Origin of the sequence: Streptoalloteichus hindustanus (assembly GCF_900129375.1) — a bacterium.
Taxonomy (GTDB): domain Bacteria; phylum Actinomycetota; class Actinomycetes; order Mycobacteriales; family Pseudonocardiaceae; genus Streptoalloteichus; species Streptoalloteichus hindustanus.
In genome coordinates this window covers 444,974-465,771 of the sequence record NZ_FQVN01000004.1, presented here as the reverse complement: position 1 = coordinate 465,771, position 20,798 = coordinate 444,974, and the positions used below count along the sequence as shown (strand labels likewise).

Below are 20,798 nucleotides of genomic sequence, written 5' to 3'. Positions count from 1 at the left end.
GCGCCCTTCAGCGGTGGACCGGGAAGTTGCTGCGGAAGAGGTTGTTCGGATCGTGGCGACGCTTGATGGCGCGCAGGCGATCCATGACGGCCGGGGTGAAGGCGTCGGCCGCGCTCTCGCCCGGGTTGAGGTAGGTGAAGGGCTTGCGGCCGCTGACGGGCAGGGCGCCGGCGAGAGCGGCCTGCTTGTCCTGGACGGCCTCGGCCGTGGCGGGGTCGGTGGGGATGCCGAACAGGTAGAGGGCGTACGGCTCCGTGAGGGGGCCGTGCGGGCTGTCGGACGGGCGGGTGAACGCGCCTCCCAGATGCCGGATCTGCAGGCTGAGCAGCGGGGCGATCGGGTCGGCCAGCAAGGTCTTGACCACGGTGTCACCGAGGTCGCTCAGCAGTTCGCCGCGGGAGAGGCCCGCGCCGGGATCGGTGGGTTCGGCCGTGATGCCGCCGACGTCGGAGACCGGCATGCTCCGCCTGCTGTCGGACAGGGGAACGGGCAGGCGGTCCAGGAGGCCGAGCAGGTCACGCGCCTCGCTCTCAGCGCCCAGGTAGGTGGTGTCGATGGCCACCACGGGGTCGGCGCCCGGGAAGTGCAGCAGGTCCAGCCAGACCGTCAGCTCGGGCGGGGCGTCGGCGGTGATCTGCCGGTAGGCGTCCATCACGTCCGGCGCGTGCTCGGCCGCCCACAGCATCCGGCCGCCGTAGAGGCGCGGGGCGGGATGCAGGGCCAGTTCGAGGGCGGTGACGACGGCGAAGTCGCCGCCTCCGCCGCGCAGCGCCCAGAACAGATCGGGGTCGGTGCCCGCGGTGACGTGCCGCTGGCGGCCCTCGCTGTCGACGATGTCGAAGGCGGTGACGCTGTCGGCGACCCAGCCGTACGCGCGGCCGAACCAGCTCAACCCGCCGCCGAGGGCGACGCCGGCGACGCTGACCACCGGAGAGCTGCCGGGCAGCCCGGTCAGCGCGTACGGCGCGGCGGCGGCCTGCACCCGGCCGGAAGGCACGCCGGCGCCGACGCGGGCCCGCCGCGCCGCCGGATCGACCTCCAGGGTCTCCAGACGGCCGGTGCGCAGCAGGACCGTCCCGTCGGTGCGGCCGGTCGCCCCGTGTCCGTTGGGCTGGGTCGCGATGGCCAGCCCGGCGGAACGGGCGTGCCGGACCAACACGGCGACGTCGTCGGCGTCGGCGGCCTCCACCACGGCCGCCACCGGCTGCTCGATCGCCAGGTTCCAGGGGCGGCGGGCGGCGTCGAAGCCGGGATCGCCGGGCAGCCAGACCCGGCCGCGGAGGAGGGAGTGCAGGGGGTTCAGCGCGTTCATGAATCTTCCTCGGGTGATGGGGGTGGCAGGCGGTCTGCGGCGCCTGCGGGAGGACCGATAACGGGACGCGACGTCCAGTATGGCTTGGCAGGAGGATGCGGGAGAGGTCCCGTCATTGTCAAACCAAACGTCTCGTCCCGGTATGCTGGCGGCATGAACGCCCGCCGCCGCTCCGACGACCGGACCGAAACGATCATGCGGACCGCGCTCGACCTGGCTCTCGAGGTCGGCTACGCCAAGCTGAGCATGGAGGCGGTCGCCGCCAGGGCCGGCGTCGGCAAGGACACCATCTACCGCCGGTGGCCTTCCAAGGCCCTGCTGTTCCTCGACGCGGTGCTCAGCTCAAGGAACACCGGCCTGGAGCACCCCGACACCGGCGACATCGTGGCCGATCTGCGCGAGGTCATGAGCCGGGCCGCCGACCTGCTGGCCCGGCCGCCGTGGGGACCGCTGTACCAGGACCTCATCGGCGAGGCGCAGCACAACCCCGATGTCGCCGCCGCGCTCAACCAGCGCTTCATCCAGCCGCAGACGGCCGACACCCTCGCTCGCCTCAAGGTCGCCAAGGAGCAGGGGCAACTCGCACCCGACTTCGACCTGGACCTGGCCTTCGAGATCCTGTCGGGCCCGTTGTACTTCCGATTGCTGATCACCCAGCAGCCGATCACACAGGCCTACATCGACCGCTTGCTCCGAGCGCTCTTCGCCGGGATGGCGCCCGAACCCCATCCCCGATAAGCGCGGCCCTGGCCACGTGCCGTCGCCAGGCCGGCGTGGCCAACGAAGCCGGAGGCCAGGACGAGGTCAACGTCGGGCTCAGCAGACGTGTGAGGACACGCGCCGACGATCAGTCGTAGGGCTGCGACGTCGCGACGGGTTGCGGACAGCGTCGCGGCGAACGTCCGCGCCGGGGACTGCCCACGTGCCGCAGGCCGGGCAGGGCCGCCCGGTCTCGTCCTTCCGCCGGCCACCACCGGCGGAACGCCCGCGAGCACGGGGACGTGCCCAATCCGCCGGTAGGCCTTCAACCACACCAGCAGCGCCAGCAGATGCTGATCGTCCTGCGGTGCGCCCCGCGCCCACTCCACCTCAGTCAGTTCCGGAGCGGGCACCGCCCGCTGACGCACCCACAGCCGTTCCTCGATCAGCCGGGCCTGCGGGTTGCCCCACTTGTCGGTGCCAACCGCGTAGACGTCGCGCCGCCGCAAGCCGTGTGCGGGGCCTCAGGATGCGGAAGGTGTCAGCGGGCCTGTCGATCAGGGGTGGGTCCAGCTTCGGGCCACCGAGCACCAGCCGCGGTCAGGAGCGGGCCACCAAGCCCCCGAACCCCTTGATGCGCGCGCGGCCCGGCTTGCGCGCGGCCATCAACCGGGCATGCGCCGCAGCGCGGCCAGGATCGGTGAGCCCGCTGCGGTGCATCCCCGCTGCGGCGACCGGGCGGTCAGCGTTCGCTGGCGGCGGCCCGCCACTCCGGGGCGAGCACCGACCAGACCTCGATGTCGTACCGCTCGCCGCGGTGCACGTAGCTTCCCCGCAGCACGCCGTCCCTGGTCATCCCGAGTCGGCGGGCCACGGCGACGCTGGCCGTGTTCGGGGCCGCCACCTGCCACTCGATTCGGTGCAGGCCCCGCTCCTCGAAGGCCCAGTCGATGATCACGCGCGCGGCCCTGGTCACCAGGCCCCTGCCCGCCGCCGCGGGCTCCAGCCAGCAGCCCGCCTCGGCGGTGCCGTGCGCGACGTCCATCGTCCGGAAGAGGACGCCGCCGACCAGCGTGCCCTCGGACCAGATGCCGTAGATCCGCCCGGTGTCCGTGGCGGCCTTGTCGGCGTAGGACTGGAGGTACGCACGGCTGGACATCAGGTTCGTGACCGCGTCCGGCAGCCCGATGTAGCGCCCGATGAACTCCCGCCCGCGTTCGATGTTGGCCAGGAACTCCTCGGCCTGCCACGGTTCGAGCGGGCGCAGCTCCGCGCCGTCGTCGCCCAGCGATACCCGGTACATAGTCACCCACCGTGATCAAAATCGGCTCAATGGACGGAAGGATCATCGCATGTGGGGGACGTTGCCCCGGTGAGAATTACCTTTCGTAACTGCGCTTCGCCGGTGTCGCGCCGGTCACGACCGCCGCGTCAGGGTTCGGGCGCGAGCACGCGCAACGCCAGGAACAGGTCGGTGCGGTCTCCGGTGTCGCTCAGGTCCCGGTCGGTGAGCTGCTCCAGCTTCGCCAGTCGGTTGCGCAGGGTGTTGACGTGCACGTGCAGGCGGGTCGCCGCCTCCGACCACCGACCCCCGCAGGCCAGGAAGGTCGCCAGGCTGTCCACCAGGCCGCTGCGGTGCTCCCGGTCGTAGTCCAGCGCCGGGCCGAGCACGGTCCGCGCGAAGTCCTGCCGCGCGCGCTCGTCCAGCGACGCCAGCACCATCCGGTAGGACCCGACCTCGTCGAAGGTCACCGCTCGGCGCTCGTGGCCCCGCACCCGCGCCATCCGGCACGCCTCGCGCGCCTGCACCAGGCTCTGCCGCAACACCTGGTGGTCGCGCGCGATCCGGCCGGCGCCCACGCACCAGTCCGCGCCGGGAACACGCCTGCGCAACGCCTCCACGAGCTGGGCGGCCAGGTCGGGCAGCCGTGCCGGCGCGGTGTGCAGGCCCACGATCGCGACGATCTCCTCCGCCGTCGTGGGCGCCACCGCCGGGAGGCCCCGCGAGACGAAGTGCTCCGCGACCACGTCGGCCGCCACCTCGGGTGGGCGCGCGTCGGTCGCGTCCCGCACCACGAACACCGCCATGGCGGCCTCGGCGGCCAGGCCGAACGAACGCAGGCGGGCGGCCAGCTCCTCGTCCCGCCGCGGTCCGGCCAGCACCAGGTCGACGATCTCGGTGGCGAACCGGGCCTCGATGGCGCGCACGGCCTGCCGTCGCCCCAGCTCCACGGTCACGAACCGGACCGTCTGGGTCAGCGCCGCCCGCTCGGACTCGGTGAGCGCGGCCGGGGCTCGTCCGTAGAGCAGCGCGAGGTCACCGCTGCCGAACCCGGTCACCGTGACGACCGTCGCCGGTTCGCCGCTGGCCAGCTCGACCTCGCCCTCGGACTGGCCGGCGTTGAGCACCGCGGCCGTCCGCGCGGCCTCGACGTTCGCGGGGACGGGGCCGACGTGGTCGAGGACCTGCCCGAGCCGGTCCACCACGGCTACCGCCACCGGCGTCTGTCGCGTCCCGGCCAGCACCCGCAGCACGCCCCGCAGGCCGTCGCCGCTCGACACCGCCGCGGTGAGCGCGTCGGTGCGCCGCACGGTGTCGAGCAGCATGCGTTGGCGTTCGGTGGCCGTGGCCGCCGCGACGGCCCGGGTGACGGCGGTGAACGGCACCTCGACCGGCAGGCTCGCCAGCGGCAGGCCCTGACGCCGACACGCCTCGACGACCGGGGGCGGCACCTCCGGCACCGTCGTGCGGAGCCCGAACACCAGCCCCACCGCGCCGGCCGCCGCGAGACGGCCGACGAACGCCTCGGCGTCCTCCTGCGCCAGCCACAACCCGTTGGTGAGCACCAGCTCCTCCGCGCCCACGTACGGCGTCGGGTCGGGTAACTCGGTGACGTGCGCCCACCGGATCTCCCGGTCCAGCCCGTCGCCGCCCACCAACACCACCAAGTCCAGGTCGGGGTCGTCGAGGAGCTGGCGCAGCCGCGGCACGATCAACAACCTATACAAGGAAACCGGTCGTCTACTGGAGTTTCGTCCACTGGTTGCCGACGGCCGTGGCCGTTCTGATGGGACGGTGCCCCGCTCCCCCGTCTCCACCGCCCGCGCCGGCTCCGTGTTCAGCCCCGCCATGGTGTTCCTGTTGCTGTGCACCTTCGGTGGCTTCGCCGGCTTCTACCTGCTGCTCTCGGTCGTCCCCCTCGCCGTGGCCTCCGGCAGCGCCGGCGCGGCGGGTGCGGGTCTGGTCACCGGCGCCCTGATGGTGGCCACCGTCGCCGTGCAGCCGCCGCTGCCCCGACTGCTGGCCCGGTTCGGGTACCGGACCGCGCTGCTGGCCGGCACCGTGGCGCTGGGCGCGCCCAGCGCGCTGCTCGTCCTGTCCACCGACCTGGGTCCGGTCGTCGGCGTCAGCCTGCTGCGCGGCGCGGGCTTCGGGATCTTCGTCGTCGCGTCCAGCGCGGCGGCGGCCGAACTGGTCCCCGACCACCTGCGCGGTCGCGGCACCGGCTGGTACGGGGTCGCCAACGGCGTCGGCGCGGTCCTGGGCCTGCCCTTCGGGGTGTTGTTGGGCGATGTTCTCGGCCGCGGGTGGGTGTTCGTCCTCGCCGCCGCGCTGCCGTTGGCCGGCGCGCTGGCCGCGATCGGGGTGCGCGCGCCCCGTCCCGCCCCGGTGCGGCGCGCCCGCGTTCTGTCCGGGCTGGCCGATCCGCCGACCCTGCGGCCGTTCGTGCTGCAGGCGGCGAGCACCGTGGCGTCCGGGGTGATCGTCACCTTCCTGCCCCTGGTCGTTCCGCACGCCCTGGCGTGGGTGGTGCCGGTCGCGCTGGCCCTGCAACAACTCGGCGTCACGGTGGCGCGCGGAGCCGCCGGAGCGCTCGGCGACCGGTACGGGCACGAGCGGCTGCTGGCGCCCGCCGTCCTGGCCACCGGCCTGGGCGTGCTGAGCGGGGTGTGGGCCGATCGCCCCTGGGCGGTGCTCGCCGGGTCCGTCCTGTTCGGCCTCGGACTCGGGGCGGTGCAGAACGCCACGCTCACCCTGATGCTCCAGCGCGCCGGCCGGGCCGGCTACGGCACCGCGAGCACCCAGTGGAACCTGGCTTTCGACGCGGGCACGGGACTGGGCGGCGCCGGCGTCGGACTGGTCGTCGAGCACCTGGGCCACGACGCCGGGTTCGTCACCGCCGCCGTCCTGCTGTTCGGACTCCTCGTGGTCGCCCGGCGCGACGCCGCCGCCAGTACCGGCGACACGGGGCCACTGTGCGAACCCACCGTCCACGCGGGCGGAACTGGAGAGCTGTCCACTGTGGGCGATCCGCCCCGACGTCCATGATCGAGACGTGTCTTCCGCGCCCTTCACCGTGAACGAAAGGCCCGCGATGAGCGCACCCACCCACACCGTCCCGGCCCGCTCCGGTCGCGCCGTCCCCCTGCCCGCCGGCGCGACCCTGGAGATCATCAACCCGACCGGGGACCAGGTGGTCGACACCTGGGCGCTGTGCCCGCCCGACCTCGACGAGCACCTGTCGATGGAGCACACCCGCACCGCCCTGGGCCGCCTGGTCCCCCGCGTGGGCGACACCCTGGTCAGCGACCGCCGCCGCCCCCTGCTGACCCTGGCGGCCGACACCAGCCCCGGCGTGCACGACACCCTCATCGCGGCCTGCGACGTCGCCCGCTACCGCCTCCTGGGCTGCGTCGACCACCACGACAACTGCCACGACAACTTCCACCACGCCCTGCGCGAGATCGACCTGGCGCCCCCGCCCGTGCTCCCCGCGCCGCTGAACCTGTTCATGAACGTGCCCTGGAGCGCCGACGGCGAACTGACGTTCGCGGCGCCCCCGGCCCGGCCGGGCGACCACGTCCAGCTCCGGGCCGAGGTGGACCTCGTCGTCGTGCTGTCCGCCTGCCCCCAGGACATCCTCCCGGTCAACGGCCGACACCTGACCCCCACCGAAATCCACTACCGCGTCACGACACCCTGACCCTGGTTCTGGAGATCACCGGCCGCCAGCTCGTGTGTCCGCTGTGGGATCTCCCGCTATGCCTGCCTCAGCCTCAGTCCCTGCCGGAGTTCGCCGAGGCGGCGGTGCACCCGGCGCGATGTCGTCGTCCGCGCCGCTGTCTCGGCGCGGTGGGCGAAGTGCCTCGCCGCGTCCAGATCTCCGCCGCGCAGGTGTGCCTCAGCCAGGGAAACCACGTCCAGAGTGGCATTGCGCGCGTATTCGGGGCCGCGTGACCCCAGGGCCATCACCAGACGACGCGCGGCTTCCCGCGCATGACGGGGCTCCCGCCGCGCCAACTCCACATAGGACGCCCCGGTCAGCGAGAACAACTCGGCGGGCGAGACGTGTCGCCGCTCCCGTTCCACCACGTCGTCACGCTGGTCGCCGACACGCGACATCTCCTCCTCCGCACGTCCGACGGCGCGGTGCACCTCCTGTGCCTCGCCGGACTGGGCCAGAGCCCACGCGCGCAGCATCAGCAGGTTCGACTTCTCGGCATGTGTGGGAGTGCCGACCCGCTCGGCGCTGTCCAGACACGTCAGCACCTCGCGCGGTTGCGTCAGTTCCAGGTACAGGCCCGCCAACCGGACCAGGAGGTACCGCGCGAGCACCGGGTCCTCCGCGCTGCGCGAGGCCTGCAACCCCAGCACGTAGAAGTGGTGTGCCCGCTCGACCTGGCCGCGGTCGCGGCTCGCGTACCCCGCGACACCAGCCGTATCGGCCAGCACGTCCAGCAACTCCGACCGCTGCCCCGGCCCGTTCACCTCGGACAGCAGCGCTGTGGTCCGGTCCAGCAACGCGGTCAGGCCGCGCTGCAGCTCCACAGTCGCCCCGTGCTGGTAGATCGCGGCGCGGTAGAGCTGGGCCGCTCGCCGGACGTGCTCGACCTCATCCAGCGTCACACGCCGGGTCTCTGCCAGCGCGCTCGGCGCCAGTGGCCACCCGGCGACCACGATGCCGGCCGTCCTCAGACACTTGAGCAGGTCACGCCGGTCCGTCTCGTCCTCCTCGGCCGCAGGGACAGCGAACGTGTCGAACGGAGGTCTTCGTCGCTCGGCACGCGACGACAGGTGTTGTCGGTAGGCGGCGAGCAGCTGTCCCTCGGCGCGGCACACGACGTCCGCCCGTGACCAGAACTCCTCGGGCGGGCGCTGGTCCCCACGCTCGACGTGGGCGATCGACGACCGCTCATAGCCCAGCCGCGCCGCCAGCGCCTTCTGTGACAGCCCTGCCCGAGTTCGCGCCGCACGGAGGGCAGCGCCCAGCCGCAGCGACCTCATGTCGGCCAAGGTAGACCGAGCGCGCTCTGACGCACGATCAGTCAAGCGAGCGTTTCCCGGCCCCGATCGGCTCATCGCCGTACTGGCCTCACCACGACACGGTGGTGAGAACGGGCGGCCGGTCAGGTTGTGACGCCCTCATCCTGGCGAACCAGGTCACGGTAGGGCAGAGCCACGACGGGATAGCCAGTGATCCCCAGGGCGGCCTCCACCTCCGCCAGCAGCACGGCCGCCTGGTCGGAGTCGGTGGCGGTGATCTCGACCTCGACGAATGTCCCCAGATTGGTGATGGTGTCCAGGGCGACGGTGATCTGATCCCGTTGGGGGTTCGTGTAGGCGGTCCGCGTCTTCTCCACGACGGCGACTTCGATCATGCCGACAGCGGCGAGGAGCTGGCGAGCTGCGTTGGCCTGGCGGGCGTCCGCCAGCAGGACGTTGGTCTCCTGTTTGACGATCATGTCACCGGCACGGTGGGTGTCGGTTGTGCTGGCCGGCTTGTAGGTGATCTCGGCAAAGCTGCCCCGCTGTCGGACCCGTAGGCATTCGACTGTGGTCAGGTAGTCCACGTCGGGCCGGGAGTAGTAGGTGTCGGTTTCGGTGTGCTGGGCGCGCTGGTGGTGGCCCAGTTCGAGCAGGCGGTCAGTCAGTGCCGCGGCCTCGGTCACGGAGGGAAGCCGGCGTTTGCGTTCGACCTCGAAGAGCGCCATGACGCGATCATCCTCGCGTGCACACCGCGGTGTGGATCCGGGCGAGGTTCGGCTTGCTGCACCAGGGCCGCACCGTTGCGAGGGCTTGGCGCAACGTGGTCGTGTCGGCACGCGGAACGTTGGCGAACAGCACCAGCTGTTTGGCGTCGAGCAGGGGGCTGATGAGACGTCGGCTGAGGAACCGGTTGTAGTGGTGCCGCTCCCGTCGTTCGATGTCGCTGGACTGAATGGGCATCAGCACGGTTTCGGCTTGGGCTTCGGCGGAGAGCACCGTGAAGGCCGTGAGCAGCTCGTCGAGACTGAAGTACGTGTAGGTTTCGTGTCCCTCTCGCGACATCCACGCCGACCACACCTCGGCGCACGCCCGGTCACCGCGCTCGACAGCGTTGAGGAACGCGTCGAGCACGACGTCGGTGACCTCGTCGAACAGATCCCCGTCAACGGTGAGGTGGTCGGCGTACGGTTCGCTGATCGAGCGCAGCATCGCCTTCTGGGAGAGGGGCAACCAGTCCAGGTCAGTCAGGGCGTAGTGCACACGCTTGTGGCCCGCGCCAAAGTCGATCCAGTCAGCGGCGAGCTGGCCGTCCAGGATCGGGGTGAAGCCGAGAGCTCCGGAGCGCCAGACGTGATCACGGGCGGTGAGGTAGTGGCGCTGCGTCTCGCGGAGCAGTCCGATCGGCGCGGTCACGAGCGCGCATGTGCTGGTGTCCAGTTCTGGGATCGTGATCGGGCGGGAGTTCTGGCGCACGAGGATCTGGTCGTCAGCGCGGTGGTAGGGATGCCGCCCCTCGGACAGGTACCGCGGCAGGAACAGCCGCAGGAACCGCAGCCACGACGGAATGTCGTAGCTGTGCGTGACCCGTTGGTGCAAGCAGGAGGCGTTGACGGCGTAGACGTCGCGATAGGCGAAGAAGCCACCCGAGGTCAACATCGCGGGCAGGGCCCGGATCAGCGAGTACAGCCCGGGATAGCCTCCGCTGTAGGAGTACACCTCGTGGAGCAGCGCCGAAGCGCTGATCACGTCTACTGGCCCGGGTAGCACGGCGTCCAACTCGGTGGCCAGCCCGGTCACCAGCCGGCAGGCGCCGACCTGGCCGAACTTCTCCATGGCCTGGACCAGGGACGCCGAGGTGACCCCGGGCGCCTCGACCAGGGTGAGCTCCACCCTCGGGGTGTCGGCTGGCTGGTCAGCGAGTGTGGCGGCCAACCACGCCACCGCGGCTCCACCTCCGGGACCGACCTCGACCACCTGCCGGCGCGTTCCGCCCAAGCGGTCCAGGGCCTGGCGCATCAGATGACCTTTCTCCGCGCCGTGGGCGTTCGCTGCCACATCGAGATAGCTGGGCGCGGACTTGGCCGCCGTCGCGAAGTTCCGCGGCGCGTAGCTGTTCATCGCGGTGACCACTTTCATCGCGTTCTCCTCCTCGTCGAAGGCCGTGGCACCAGAGACGGTCGGGGACCCGGGACGACCGCCGGGTTGGCTGTTCGCGTCTGTCACCCCTCACAGGGGTGTCTGCCGCCAAGTGCGCGTTCAGCACACGACATGTGGGCACGGGTGGGGCAGGGGTGTTCGGCGAACACTCACTCGGCCACCGCGAGGGTTGTGCAACACTTGATGTACAACGGGTGTTGCAGCTTCGGGGGGTGGGAATGGCTCGGTGGGATGTCGTTGTTGTCGGGGCGGGCTACGCGGGGCTGTCCGCCGCGTGCGCGCTCCAGGAGGCCGGGGCGAGCGTCACGGTGTTGGAGGCGCGGGACCGCGTCGGGGGTCGGGCGCACACCGAGCGGTCGGAGGGGCACCCGCTCGACCTGGGCGGGCAGTGGATCGGCCCCGGGCAGCACCGCATCCTGGGGCTCGCGGAGCGCCACGGGCTCGCCCGGTACGCGTCGCACACCGACGGGACGCACCTGTTGGCCGAGGACGACCGCGTCCACGAGATCGGCGGCGTTCCCCCGTGGTCGCTGGTTCCCGCGGCGCTCACGCTCGCGCCCGCCCTGCTGCGGCTCGCGTGGAGCGGGCGGGGGATCGACCCGGAGCGGCCCTGGCGCTCGCCGAGGGCGGCGGCGCTGGACGAGATCACCGTTGCCGCGTGGTTGCGCCGCACCGTGTTGTCGCGGCGGGCACGCCGGTGGGCGGACCTGGTGCTGCGGGAGCTGGTCTGCGTCGACCTGGCGGCGGTGTCGCTGTTGTCGCTGGTCAGCGGCGTGGCTGCCGCCGGAGGGCTGCGGTCGGTGCTCGGGTTCGACGGCGGCGCGCAGCAGGACCTCTTCGTCGAGGGGGCCGACCGGCTGGCCACGGTCATGGCGGCTGCGCTGGGCGTGCGGCTGGGCGCCCCGGTCCGGTCCGTCACGAGGGCGGGCGCCGGGTACGTCGTCGCCGCCGACGCCCAGGTGGTCCGGGCCCAGCACGTCGTGATCGCCGTTCCGCCCCCGCTGGCCGCGCGGATCGCGTTCGAGCCCCCGCTCCCGACCGTCTGCGAGGAGATCTTCCAGCGGATGCCGATGGGCCGGGTCGTGAAGATGTTCGCGGTGTACGACCAGCCGTTCTGGCGTGCGGACGGCAGGTCCGGGACCGCGCTGCTGCCGGACGGGCCGGCGTCCGTGGTCGCCGACGTGTCCCCACCGGACGGGCCCGGGCACCTGTGCGTGCTCGCCTGCGGCCAGGACGCGAGCGCGCTGGCCGCGCTCAACCCCGACACCCGCCGGGCTCGCGTGCTGGGCGCGCTCGAACGGCTCTTCGGGCCACGCGCGCGGCGGCCGCGCCGGTGGGTGGAGAAGGTTTGGGCGGACGATCCCTGGGCGTTGGGCGGGTACAGCGCCGTGCCCGTCCCCGGGGCGCTGACCGCGCTGGGCGACTCGGCGCGCGCCCCGGTCGACGGCGTCCACTGGGCCGGCACCGAGTTCGCGTCGTGTTGGCAGGGGTACTTCGAAGGCGCGCTGGAGTCTGGCGAGCGCGCCGCCCGTGAGATCACCACTCCGCCGCGCTGAATGCGACGCGTGTTGCGCAACGTCAGTTGTACAACGTGGCGAGGTGGTGTCAGGCTGGCCGCGTGCCCCGGGAGATCGACCATGCCGCGCGACGCGAGGCCCTCTGCGACGCCGTGGTGGAGATCGCGTGCCGCGAGGGCTTCCCCGCCGTGACCATCCGCGCGGTCGCGGCGGCGATGACCGCCTCGACCACGACGGTGACCCACTACTTCCGCAGCCGCGACGAGCTCGTCAGCGCGGCCGTGCGACGCGAGCTCGACCGGTTCCAGGGGTTCGTGGCCGCCGACGTCGGCGACCGCAGGGGCGCGGACGCGCTGCTCGCGCTCGTGGAGGCCGCGGTCGTGCGCGCCCCCGCCCGGACCAGGAACCTGTGGCTGAGCGTGATCGAGGGGGCGCGCAGGGACCCGGTGCTCGCCGGCGAACTCGCGGTGTTCAACCGGTTCTGGGACGAGCGGATCGCCCGGCACAGCGCCGAGCTGACCAGGGGACGACGGCGGCGGGCCGCGATCGCGGACACCGTCGACGTGGTCACCTCCGGGCTCGTCAGCCTCTCCTTCGAGGACGCGGAATGGGACGAGGACCGCCGGCGCGCCCTGATCGCCGGCCTACTGCGTCCGCTGCTGCGCACCCCGGCCGGGACGGGCGCGGGCGGCTGACCAGCGAAGTTCACGTTGCGGCACAAGAACTTTCAGATGATCTTGTCGTGCCGGGCCATTGTCGGCGACCACCGCGCCCGGCGACGCTGCCTCCCGTGACGACACTCCTGGACACCCTGGTCGACAAGGCGCTGCGTCGTGAGCACCCCACGCGCGAGGAGGCGCTGGCGGTGCTCTCCGGCGACGACGAACTGCTCGACATCGTCGCCGCCGGCTCCCGGGTCCGGCGGCACTTCTTCGGGCGTCGGGTCAAGCTCAACACGATCATCAACATGAAGAGCGGCATGTGCCCCGAGGACTGCACGTACTGCTCGCAACGCCTCGGCTCCGGCTCGGAGATCCTCAAGTACTCCTGGATCTCCCCCGAGGACGCCGCGCGCACCGCCGACCAGGCGGTGCGCGCCGGGGCGAAACGGGTGTGCCTGGTGGCCAGCGGCCGCGGCCCCGGCGAGCGCGACATCACCCGGATCGAGAACACCATCGCCGCCATCAGGGAGGACAACCCGCAGGTGGAGGTGTGCGTCTGCCTCGGCCTGCTGGGCGCCGGCCATGCCGAGCGGCTGGCCTCGGCGGGCGCGCACGCCTACAGCCACAACCTCAACACCAGCGAGGCCCGCTACTCCGAGATCTGCTCCACCCACACCTTCGCCGACCGGGTCGACACCCTGCGCCGCGCCACCGAGGCCGGCCTGTCGCCCTGCTCCGGCGCGATCTTCGGCATGGGCGAGTCCGACGAGGACGTCGTCGACCTCGCCCTCGCGCTGCGGGAGCTGGACCCGGACTCGGTGCCGGTCAACTTCCTCATCCCGTTCCAGGGCACCCCGCTGGAGGGCCGCTGGGAGCTGACTCCCGACCGCTGCCTGCGCATCCTCGCGGTGTTCCGGTTCTTCTTCCCCGACGTCGAGGTCCGGCTGGCCGGCGGCCGGGAGATCCACCTGCGCGGCATGCAGCCGCTGGCGCTGCACCTGGCCAACTCGATCTTCCTGGGCGACTACCTGACCAGCGAGGGCCAGCCGGGCGCGGACGACCGGCAGATGATCGCCGACGCCGGCTTCACCATCGAGGGCGTCGACGAGCCGACCCTGCCCGAGGCCCGCCACGACCTGGTGGCCATCCGGCGCCGTGGGGCGGGTACCGACCTGCCGGCCAACGCCTGACGGCGCCCGCGACGAGGAGCCCTCCCCCGTGACACGCGCCGACCTCACCCCCGAGCGACTGCTCGACCTGGACCGCGAGCACGTGTGGCACCCCTACGCCCCCATGCCCGGCACGGCCCGGCCGCTGCTGGTCGAGTCGGCCTCCGGCGTCCGGCTCCGGCTGGCCGAACCGGCGCACGGCCGGCGCGAGCTGGTCGACGGGATGTCGTCGTGGTGGGCGGCGATCCACGGCTACGCCCACCCGGTGCTCGACGCCGCGGTGCGCGAGCAGTTGGGGCGGATGAGCCACGTCATGTTCGGCGGGATCACGCACGAGCCCGCGATCCGGCTCGCGCGCACGCTCGTGGAGATCACGCCCGAGCCGCTGCGGCACGTCTTCCTCGCCGACTCCGGGTCGGTGTCGGTGGAGGTGGCGACGAAGATGTGCCTGCAGTACTGGCGGTCCCGCGGCCGGCCGGGGAAGCGGCGGCTGATGACCTGGCGCGGCGGGTACCACGGCGACACCTGGCAGCCGATGTCGGTGTGCGACCCGGAGGGCGGGATGCACCACCTGTGGCGCGGCGCGTTGCCCGAGCAGGTCTTCGCGGACGCGCCGCCGGCCGAGTTCGACCCCGGCTACGTCGACCACCTCGACGGCGTGCTGGCCCGGCACGCCGACGAGGTGGCGGCGGTGATCGTCGAACCCGTGGTGCAGAACGCCGGCGGCATGCGCTTCCACTCGCCGCGCTACCTGGCGGCGCTGCGGGAGCTCACCACGGCCCACGACGTGCTGCTGGTCTTCGACGAGATCGCCACCGGGTTCGGGCGCACCGGCGAGCTGTTCGCCGCCGACCACGCCGGTGTGAGCCCGGACGTGCTGTGCGTGGGCAAGGCGTTGACCGGCGGCTACCTCACGATGGCCGCGACGCTGTGCACCGGGCGGGTCGCCGCCGGGATCTCCTCCGGCGAGGTCCCCGTGCTCGCCCACGGCCCCACGTTCATGGGCAACCCGCTGGCGGCCGCCGTGGCGAACGCCTCGGTGGGGCTGCTGCTGGACGGCGCGTGGCGGCGGGACGTGCGGCGGATCGAGTCCCGACTCGCCGAGGGGCTCGCCCCGGCCCGGGATCTGCCGGGCGTGCGGGATGTCCGGGTGCTGGGCGCGATCGGCGTGGTCCAGCTCGACCACGAGGTCGACCTGGCGGCGGCGACCCGCGCGGCCGTGGCGCACGGGGTGTGGCTGCGCCCCTTCCGCGATCTCGTCTACACCATGCCGCCCTACGTGACCGGCGACGACGACCTCGCCCAGATCACCACCGCCGTGCTGGCCGCCGCGACAGCGGGCTGATCGCCGAATGTTCCGCTGGCGACGGCGGTTACGCTGACCGGCGATCAGCGAACGCACGATCAGCGAACGGAGCCAGCCACGCGAACCGTGGCCGCGACGAGGAGGGCTGACGGGTGGCGTATTTCCTGTTGGAGTACGTGGTGGTCGAGGACTACGTGCAGCGGAGGGCGGAGTACCGCGCCGAGCACCTGGCGCTGGCTCGCCGGGCCCACGAGCGCGACGGGCTGGTGCTCGCCGGCGCCCTCACCGATCCGGTCGACCGCGGGGTGCTCGTGTGGTCGGTCGAGGACCCGGCGGTGATCGAACGGTTCGTGGAGCAGGACCCGTACGTCCGCAACGGGCTGGTGACGTCGTGGGCGATCCGGCCCTGGACGGTCGTGGTGGGCGGCGACGCGACGACCTGACCAGCGTCAGCCCACTCGCTGTCGAGGGGTTGACGCGGTGATCGCGTGGTTTGGAGGTGGGGCCGCGAGTCGTCTCGACCCGCGGCCCCACCTACCCCCAGCGCAACGCACGTCTGGGATTTGAATACGCCGCGCGGACAACAGGTTTTTCGCCACGACCGCCGGACGGCCAGCGCCGTACGAGCTCGGGACGGCGAACGGCGACACAACCCGCCGCCGCCCTGCCGGCAGCGAGGACCGCCTTGATCACTCGCTGAACTGCCTCGTCGCCGGTGATCCCTGCGTCACCAGGAGGACCCGCGCCGCCCTCCTGGTGTCCCGGCTCCCTGTCGACCCACCGTCGGCCCCGTCGGTGGGCACCAGCTCCGACCCCCTGCACGAGTCGGCGGCGCCGCGGCCATCACCACGACGGTCTTCTCCACCCCGCGGGCCCCGCCCTGGTCGCGGAGTGGGCGCGCCGGCTCAGACCCCGTGGCTCTGGTCGCCGCGGACGGCCGCGGCGACCTGCTGCTCCATCGCGTTCGAGAACACCTCGCCCGCCTGGCGGTAGTCCTCGACCGCGCGGTCGACGTCCTGCTCCAGCAGGTACCCGTTGATCGCAATGGCGGAGACCGAGGCGGCGCCGGCCGCGGTGATCACCTGGGCGCGGGGGTCCACGACGTTGCCGGCCGCCCACACCCCGGGGACGCTGGTGCGGCCGGACGGGTCGGCCACGACCCAGCCGTTGTCGCCGACCTGGCAGCCCAGGCCGGTCAGCAGCTCGTGCCGGGGCACGAAGCGCGGGGCGACGAACACCGCCGACCTCGGCACGGCCTGGCCGTTGGCGAGCTCGACCGCGCGCAGCCGGTCCTCAGCGACGATCAGCCGCGCCACCTCGCCGTCGGCGATCCGGACGCCCCGGGCGACCAGCCGCTCCCGGTCCCGCGGCGCGAGGTCGATCCGGTTCGGGAAGAACACCACGTCGTCCGACCACTGCCGCAGCAGCAACGCCTGGTGCAGCGACATCTCCGGCACCTGCCCGCCCAGCACGCCGATCGGGGTGTCCCGGACCTCGTAGCCGTGGCAGTACGGGCAGTGCAGCACGTCCCGGGCCCACCGCTCGCGCACGCCGGGGATCTCCGGCAGCTCGTCGCGCAGCCCGGTGGCCACGAACACCGCGCGCGTGGTCAGCGCCCGGTCGGCCAGGCGCACGACGAAGCCGCCCTCGACGCGGTCGACGCCCCGCACCTGGTCCCGGACCACCTCGCCGCCGTACCCGAACACCTCGGCCCGGCCGGCCGCGAGCAGGTGCGTCGGGGACATCCCGTCCCGGGACAGGAAGCCGTGCATGTGCGCCGCCGGGGCGTTACGCGGCTCCTGGCCGTCGACCACCGCCACCCGGCGCCGGGCCCGGCCCAGCACCAGCGCGGCGGTCAGCCCCGCCGCCCCGCCGCCGACCACCACCACGTCGTACTCCATCGCGTTCATCGCGATCACCTCCTGCCACGAGACTGCGCCCGCCCCGGACAAACCAGCAACATTTGTTGCCGATTCCGGGAAAGGCGCGGGGGTGGTCCGGGCTGGAGGGGACCCGGGCTCGTGGCTGGGGACACGACCTGCCGCCGAGGGCGGGACCGGCGCGCGGCGCCCGTCATCCGGCGTCGCCGGACTCGCCCGATCGGCCCGGGGCCGGACTCCGGTCGGCCCCGCCATTCTGTCAGCCAGCCGACCCGGTGATCGTGGGGGTCGTGGCGACGGCGCCGCCACGACCCCCACCCGCCCGTGGCCTCGCTCAGGAGGTCGCGGTGAAGAGCTTGCGCGTCTTCCGCGCCATCCACTCCCCGGCGGTGACGCCCTCGATCTCGTCATCGGACCCCGGGGCGATCGGCGGCAGGACCGGCTCGGCCGGAGCGTCGTGGTTGGGCTGGTAGAAGAAGGGGATGGACAACCGGGAGGAGGTGTCGCCCTGTTCCGGGTTGACCACCCGGTGCATGGTCGACACCCACCGCCGCCCGGTCCACAACGACATCAGGTCGCCGATGTTGACCACGAAACTGCCCGGGATGGCCCGCACGTCCCGCCAGTCGTCCTCGCCCTGGAGGACCTGGAGGCCGCCGAGGTGGTCCTGCTGGTAGAGGACGGTCAGGCCGCCGAAGTCGGTGTGGGCGCCCCGCCGCAGTTGGCCGGGCAGGGGTTTCTCGACCTGTGGGTAGTAGTAGTTGGCCACCAGGGACGACACGTGCCGGTCGAACCGGTCGTCGAAGGCGGTCTCGGCCAACCCGAGCGCGAGCGCGAACAGGCGCATGACGTCGGCGGACAGCTCCGCCATGACGGCCATGTACCCGTGCCAGGTGTCGCGGAAGTCGGCGGGCTCGTCGGGCCAGATGTTGGCTAACTTCCAGGTCGCCCAGTAGTCGCCGAGCCCGTCCCGCTCCTGGTCGTCGAGTTCTCCGGTCACGTGCGCGCCGAAGGACTCGCAGAGGTCGGGCGGGGTCCGCTGGTCCAGGCTGCGCGCGGTGGTTCCCCCGGACCTGCGGAACCCGGAGACGCCGGGGCGGTGGGCGACCCGCTCCTTCTCCGCCTCGGGCAGCGTGAAGAAGCCGTTGGTCACCGTGTGCATGCGGTCGACGAGCTCCTGGGGCACTCCGTGGCCCACGATGACGAAGAAGCCCGAGGTTCGGCACGCGTGACCGATCACCTCCGCCAGCGCGGCGCGGCCCTTCGGGGTGTCCCGGGACGAGATGTCGATGACGGGCACGTAGCCGTCGACCAGGGTGATGGCGTTGCGGTTCATAACTCCCTTTCTTGTGCGACTTCTTGTGGACGGGCTCGGGTCAGCCGCGCGGCGACTGCGCCGAGGTCACCGAGGTGAGGGCGCCCGGCTCGGCGTGCGTGTCCGGGTCGGGGGTTCCGCGCTGGGCGCGGCGGACGGTCAGCGGCGCGGTGAGGCACGCGGCGGCGAGCAGGATGCAGAAGGCGACGGTCAGGGCCGTGGTGTAGCCGTGCACCGAGGCCGCGGTCGGCGTGGGGCGCTCGGCGCTGGCCAGGTGCGCGGCGGCGGCGCTGGTGGCGACGGTGTTGAGCAGCGCGGTGCCGAGCGCGGCCCCCAGTTGCTGGGCGGCGTTGTAGGCCGCCGACGCCGCTCCGACGTCCTGCGGCCGCACGCCCGCCGTCGCCAGGCTGGCGGTCGGCGACATGACGCAGCCGAGGCCGAGTCCGGTGAGCACCAGCGCGGGCACCAGGTAGAGCGGCAGGACGTCGGTGCTCTGGGGCGTCAGTCGGGTCAGGACGAGCATCCCGGCGGCCGCGGCGACCAGGCCCGGCACGATCAGCGCCGCCGGGGAGACCCGCCCGTGCAGCCGCCCGGCGAGGAACGTCGAGCCGAGCAGGGTGGCCACGGCGTTGACGATCAGCGTCAGCCCGGCCTGCACCGGCGTGTAGCCCAGGACGGTCTGCGTGTAGTAGCTCATGAACAGGTAGAAGCCGAACATCGCGACGAACATCAGGGCGATCGCCGTGATCGCGCCGCCCCGCCCGCGGTGCAGGAGCACGCGCATCGGCAGCAGCGGGTGCGCCGACCGCGTCTCCACGGCGACGAACGCCCCCAGCAGCAGAACACCGCCGCCCAGCAGGCCCAGCACCCGCGGCGCGGTCCACCCCAGCGACTCGGCCTCGTTGAAGGCGTAGACCACGGCGGCGAAGCCCGCCGCGCTGAGCAGCGCGCCCGCGACGTCGAGCCGTCCCCTGCCGGGGGCGCCCGGGCGGTCCCGGGGCACGAACACCGTGCCGGCCAGGGCGAGCGCCGCGACCGGGACGTTGATGTGGAGGCACCACCGCCAGTCGGCGTACTCGGTGAGCAGTCCGCCCACGACCAGGCCGACGGCCGAGCCGGCGGCGCCGACCGCCGCGAACACCCCGAACGCCCGGCCGCGCTCGCGGGGCTCGGTGAACGTGGTGGTCAACAACGACAGGCCCGCCGGCGCGAGCGCGGCCGCGAACACCCCCTGCAGGGCCCGGGCGGCGAACAACACCGCGGGGCTGGCGGCGATCCCGCCCAGGGCGGACGCGGCGGCGAAGCCGGCCAGGCCGACCGCGAAGGCGCGCCGGTGGCCGACCGCGCCGCTGATCCGGCCGCCGATCAGCAGCAGGCCGCCGAAGGCCAGCGCGTACGCGGTGACCACCCACTGCCGGCTCGCGTCGGACATGCCCAGCGCCTGCTGGGCCGACGGCAACGCGATGTTCACGATCGTGCCGTCCAGGACCACCAGGAGCTGGGCCGCGCTCACCACCGGCAACGTCCACCACCGCTGCCGACGGGAGGCCGGTCCCCCCGTGCTGTCCACCATCACTCCACCACCTGACTAACGTAGTTAGTTACTCTCGAACGCTGTTAGTTGCGGCGAACACGCTACTACACTGATCGCGACGGTCAGGGCGGTCGGGATCAGACGGGGTGGGAACGGCGACGTGGGCGAGGGACGCGACCAGCGCGACGGCACCGGAGTGCGCAGCATCTGGCTGCGGCCTCGCCGCGCGACCAAAGGGGAGCCGCCGCTGACCCGCGCGCGGATCGTCGAGGCCGCCGTCGCCCTGCTCGACGAGGAGGGCATCGACCGGCTCACCATGCGCCGGCTGGCCGAGCGGCTCGCCGTCGCCGCCCCCTCGCTGTACTGGCACGTGGACACCAAGGACGACGTGATCGACCTCGCCGTGGACGCGATCTTCGGAGAGATCTCCCCCGACCTGGTGCCCAGCTCACACTGGCGCGAGGACGTCACCTCGGTGCTGTCGGCGTGGCGGGCCACGTTGCTGCGCCACCCCTGGGCCGCGACCGTGCCGGCGCGGCGCCGCCCCACGATCGGCCCGAACTTCCTGGCGTGGATGGAGATCCTGCAGGCGACCCTGCTCGGCGCCGGGTTCACCGGGCGTCGCCTGGCCGCGGCGACCTGGGCGCTCTACAACCACGTCATGGGGTCGACGGCCTCGGAGACGGCCCTGCACATCACCGACGAGGAACGCCAGGTGGGTCAGGCGCAGCTGCGGGCCGAGCGGGACCGGTACCCGACGCTGGCCGCCAACGGCTATCTCTACGACGACGACTGGGACGGCAGCTACCGGGCGGGACTGGCCTACCTGCTCGACGGGCTGCAGGCGCAGCCCGACCGGCGCGAGTCGGGCGAGGCCTGAGCGTCAGCGGCGAGGCTCCAACGCCCGCCTTCTAACGTCGCGACCGCGATGACGAGCCGGCGCGGCCGCTCCTCCCCCGCGAGCGACGATCGCACCGCG

At 72.7% G+C, this 20,798-nt stretch carries 18 protein-coding genes; 9 read left to right on the top strand and 9 right to left on the bottom strand.

The genetic code is table 11. The features are described from left to right. Window positions 1-7: 7 nt before the first annotated feature. The gene (locus BUE43_RS14995; protein WP_073483466.1) at window positions 8-1,312 is read right to left on the bottom strand and encodes an FAD-binding oxidoreductase; all 1,305 of its coding nucleotides are present in this window, start codon (window positions 1,310-1,312) and stop codon (window positions 8-10) included. Between the two features lie 153 nt (window positions 1,313-1,465). Between BUE43_RS14995 and BUE43_RS14990 the strand changes: the two genes are divergently transcribed. Continuing rightward, window positions 1,466-2,050, top strand: a complete 585-nt coding sequence (locus BUE43_RS14990; RefSeq protein ID WP_073483464.1) for a TetR/AcrR family transcriptional regulator — start codon at window positions 1,466-1,468, stop codon at window positions 2,048-2,050. 703 nt (window positions 2,051-2,753) lie between these two features. Here the strand turns inward: BUE43_RS14990 and BUE43_RS14985 are convergent. Next, window positions 2,754-3,314 carry a GNAT family N-acetyltransferase gene (locus tag BUE43_RS14985; protein ID WP_073483462.1) on the bottom strand — a complete coding sequence of 187 codons (561 nt, stop codon included), beginning with the start codon at window positions 3,312-3,314 and terminating at the stop codon, window positions 2,754-2,756. Between the two features lie 128 nt (window positions 3,315-3,442). Then, complete coding sequence (locus tag BUE43_RS14980; RefSeq protein WP_073483886.1) at window positions 3,443-5,002, bottom strand: PucR family transcriptional regulator; 1,560 nt, start codon at window positions 5,000-5,002, stop codon at window positions 3,443-3,445. 85 nt (window positions 5,003-5,087) lie between these two features. On the opposite strand from BUE43_RS14980, the gene BUE43_RS14975 reads away from it, so the two are divergent. Both BUE43_RS14975 and BUE43_RS14970 read left to right on the top strand, forming a co-directional pair. Further along, window positions 5,088-6,341, top strand: a complete 1,254-nt coding sequence (locus BUE43_RS14975) for an MFS transporter (protein ID WP_073483460.1) — start codon at window positions 5,088-5,090, stop codon at window positions 6,339-6,341. A gap of 46 nt (window positions 6,342-6,387) precedes the next feature. Beyond that, window positions 6,388-6,996, top strand: a complete 609-nt coding sequence (locus tag BUE43_RS14970; protein ID WP_073483458.1) for a DUF1989 domain-containing protein — start codon at window positions 6,388-6,390, stop codon at window positions 6,994-6,996. Between the two features lie 56 nt (window positions 6,997-7,052). On the opposite strand, the gene BUE43_RS14965 is transcribed toward BUE43_RS14970, so the two are convergent. From BUE43_RS14965 to BUE43_RS14955, 3 genes are all read right to left on the bottom strand, one after another. Further along, window positions 7,053-8,297 carry an NsdA family TPR-like regulatory protein gene (locus BUE43_RS14965; protein ID WP_073483456.1) on the bottom strand — a complete coding sequence of 415 codons (1,245 nt, stop codon included), beginning with the start codon at window positions 8,295-8,297 and terminating at the stop codon, window positions 7,053-7,055. Between the two features lie 122 nt (window positions 8,298-8,419). After that, a complete protein-coding gene (cyaB, locus tag BUE43_RS14960) occupies window positions 8,420-9,004 on the bottom strand; it encodes a class IV adenylate cyclase (RefSeq protein WP_073483454.1) in 585 nt (194 codons plus the stop codon). Between the two features lie 7 nt (window positions 9,005-9,011). Continuing rightward, entirely contained in the window at window positions 9,012-10,415 is a 1,404-nt protein-coding gene (locus BUE43_RS14955) for a class I SAM-dependent methyltransferase (protein WP_073483452.1), read from the bottom strand. Between the two features lie 98 nt (window positions 10,416-10,513). On the opposite strand from BUE43_RS14955, the gene BUE43_RS14950 reads away from it, so the two are divergent. The 5 genes from BUE43_RS14950 (at window position 10,514) to BUE43_RS14930 (ending at window position 15,533) form a co-directional block, all read left to right on the top strand. Beyond that, window positions 10,514-11,992: a flavin monoamine oxidase family protein gene (locus tag BUE43_RS14950; protein WP_327083453.1), complete on the top strand. Its 1,479-nt coding sequence runs from the start codon at window positions 10,514-10,516 to the stop codon at window positions 11,990-11,992. A 62-nt stretch (window positions 11,993-12,054) separates the two neighbouring features. Then, window positions 12,055-12,648: a TetR/AcrR family transcriptional regulator gene (locus BUE43_RS14945; protein WP_073483448.1), complete on the top strand. Its 594-nt coding sequence runs from the start codon at window positions 12,055-12,057 to the stop codon at window positions 12,646-12,648. A gap of 95 nt (window positions 12,649-12,743) precedes the next feature. Then, a complete protein-coding gene (gene bioB, locus BUE43_RS14940) occupies window positions 12,744-13,805 on the top strand; it encodes a biotin synthase BioB (protein ID WP_073483446.1) in 1,062 nt (353 codons plus the stop codon). A gap of 28 nt (window positions 13,806-13,833) precedes the next feature. After that, a complete protein-coding gene (locus BUE43_RS14935; RefSeq protein ID WP_073483444.1) occupies window positions 13,834-15,129 on the top strand; it encodes an adenosylmethionine--8-amino-7-oxononanoate transaminase in 1,296 nt (431 codons plus the stop codon). Window positions 15,130-15,242: 113 nt separating this feature from the next. Next, on the top strand, window positions 15,243-15,533 hold the full coding sequence (locus BUE43_RS14930) for a YciI-like protein (protein WP_073483442.1): 291 nt from the start codon (window positions 15,243-15,245) through the stop codon (window positions 15,531-15,533). A gap of 462 nt (window positions 15,534-15,995) precedes the next feature. Here the strand turns inward: BUE43_RS14930 and BUE43_RS14925 are convergent, their stop codons facing one another. The 3 genes from BUE43_RS14925 to BUE43_RS14915 all read right to left on the bottom strand — a co-directional run bounded on the left by BUE43_RS14925 (window position 15,996) and on the right by BUE43_RS14915 (window position 19,858). After that, window positions 15,996-17,000 (bottom strand): NAD(P)/FAD-dependent oxidoreductase, encoded by a 1,005-nt coding sequence (locus BUE43_RS14925; protein ID WP_073483884.1) that lies wholly within the window; start codon window positions 16,998-17,000, stop codon window positions 15,996-15,998. Window positions 17,001-17,304: 304 nt separating this feature from the next. Then, window positions 17,305-18,306: an isopenicillin N synthase family dioxygenase gene (locus tag BUE43_RS14920; protein WP_073483440.1), complete on the bottom strand. Its 1,002-nt coding sequence runs from the start codon at window positions 18,304-18,306 to the stop codon at window positions 17,305-17,307. A gap of 40 nt (window positions 18,307-18,346) precedes the next feature. Further along, a complete protein-coding gene (locus BUE43_RS14915) occupies window positions 18,347-19,858 on the bottom strand; it encodes an MFS transporter (protein ID WP_073483438.1) in 1,512 nt (503 codons plus the stop codon). A 121-nt stretch (window positions 19,859-19,979) separates the two neighbouring features. On the opposite strand from BUE43_RS14915, the gene BUE43_RS14910 reads away from it, so the two are divergent. Then, on the top strand, window positions 19,980-20,699 hold the full coding sequence (locus BUE43_RS14910; RefSeq protein ID WP_143174170.1) for a TetR/AcrR family transcriptional regulator C-terminal domain-containing protein: 720 nt from the start codon (window positions 19,980-19,982) through the stop codon (window positions 20,697-20,699). Window positions 20,700-20,798 lie beyond the last annotated feature (99 nt).